Below are 1732 nucleotides of genomic sequence, written 5' to 3'. Positions count from 1 at the left end.
CGGCTCCCGCGGCTCGGCGCGGCGCTCGGGGCGCTCGGCGCCGGGCTCGCGGGGGTGGGGAGCCCGGCCCGCCTCGGGCTCGCGCTCCTCGTCGCCGTCGCGCCCGCGCTCACCGCCGCGGCCGCGTACGCGATCCCGCTCGCCGCCTTCGGCGTGGACGCCGGGATCGCCGGCGGAGCGGTCCTCGTCGCGGTGATCACCTTCGGTCAGCTCACTCCGGGCCTGCCGATCGGGACGGGCGTCTACTGGAGCCTCGCCGCGTGGGCAGCCCGCCGGCTCGGGGCCGCGCCGGACGACGCGGCGGCGCTCGCGGTGCTCACGCACGCGTCGATGATCGTGGCGAGCCTCGCGGTGGGCGGGGTCTCCGCGATCGTGCGACGCGGCGCGTTGCGCGAGCTGCTCCGCCGGCGGCGGGAGGTCGCGACGCTCGCGGACCCCGCCTCTGCGTGCGAGGCCGACGGCCGCTCACGCTCGCCTACATCGGCGTAATCGCTCGCAATCGGGCGCCTCCGTCCCTCGGGTCCGGCATGGATAAGCCCGGATCGCGGTGTTACGCTCCGCGCGCGATGGAACTCAACGAGATCCTGCAGGTCGCGCTCCGCGGCGGCGCCTCGGACATCCACCTCAAGGCGGGGCTGCCGCCGATGTTCCGGGTGGACGGCGCGCTGCTGCCGCTGAAGGACGCGCGCCGCCTCCCGCCCGAGGAGATCGGGCGGATGGCCGTCGGGATCATGAACGACTACCAGCGGGAGAAGTTCAAGCAGACGAACGAGGTGGACCTCGCCTACGGCGTGCCCGGCCTCGGCCGCTTCCGCGTGAACGTCTTCCAGCAGCGCGGGACGATCGGCGTCGTGCTGCGGGTCATCCCCTTCAAGATCCAGACGATCGAGCAGCTCATGCTGCCGAAGGTGCTCGAGAAGATCGCCGCCGAGCAGCGCGGCCTCGTCCTCGTCACCGGCACGACCGGCTCCGGCAAGTCGACGTCGCTCGCGGCGATGATCGACCACATCAACGCCACCGAGACCTGCCACATCATGACGATCGAGGATCCGATCGAGTTCCTCATCCGCGACAAGCGGTCGATCGTGAACCAGCGCGAGGTGGGCGTCGACACGATGAGCTTCGGCCAGGCGCTGAAGAGCGCGCTGCGCCAGGACCCCGACGTCATCCTCGTCGGGGAGATGCGCGACCTCGAGACCATCGAGACGGCGCTCACCGCGGCGGAGACGGGCCACCTCGTCATGTCGACGCTCCACACCCTCGACGCGACCGAGACCATCAACCGCATCATCTCGGCCTTCCCGCCCTACCAGCAGAAGCAGGTTCGCCTGCAGCTCGGCTCGGTCCTGCGCGGCGTCATCAGCCAGCGGCTCGTGCCGCGCGCCGACGGCAAGGGGCGCGTGCCCGCCATCGAGGTGCTCCTCGCGACCGCCCGGGTCCGCGAGCTCATCGAGGACAAGGACCGCACCAAGGAGATCCCGGAGGCGATCGCCCAGGGCCATGTGTCGTACGGGATGCAGACGTTCGACCAGTCGCTCATGTCCCTGCTGAAGGCCGGCCTCATCAGCTACGAGGAGGCGCTCCGCCAGGCGACGAACCCGGACGACTTCGCGCTCCGCGTCTCGGGCGTGTCGGGCACGAGCGACTCGAAGTGGGACTCGTTCGAGAAGGCCGACGGAGGCGCGCCGGCGCCGGCCGCTGCCGCTCGCCCCGCGCCCGCGGGAGCTCCCGG

Annotated in this window: 1 protein-coding gene and 1 pseudogene; both read left to right on the top strand. The window is 72.2% G+C overall.

All coding sequences use genetic code 11. From position 1 onward, the window contains the following. Positions 1 to 489 (top strand): annotated as a pseudogene (locus MNZ29_RS24005) (lysylphosphatidylglycerol synthase domain-containing protein); the annotation flags it as partial. 77 nt (positions 490 to 566) lie between these two features. After that, on the top strand, positions 567 to 1732 hold a 1166-nt coding region (locus MNZ29_RS24000; protein ID WP_242357106.1), incomplete at its 3' end, for a type IV pilus twitching motility protein PilT.

Origin of the sequence: Anaeromyxobacter sp. SG64, assembly GCF_022690745.1 — a bacterium.
In the GTDB taxonomy this organism is placed as follows: domain Bacteria; phylum Myxococcota; class Myxococcia; order Myxococcales; family Anaeromyxobacteraceae; genus Anaeromyxobacter; species Anaeromyxobacter soli.
This window is presented reverse-complemented; position numbering and strand designations above follow the sequence as displayed.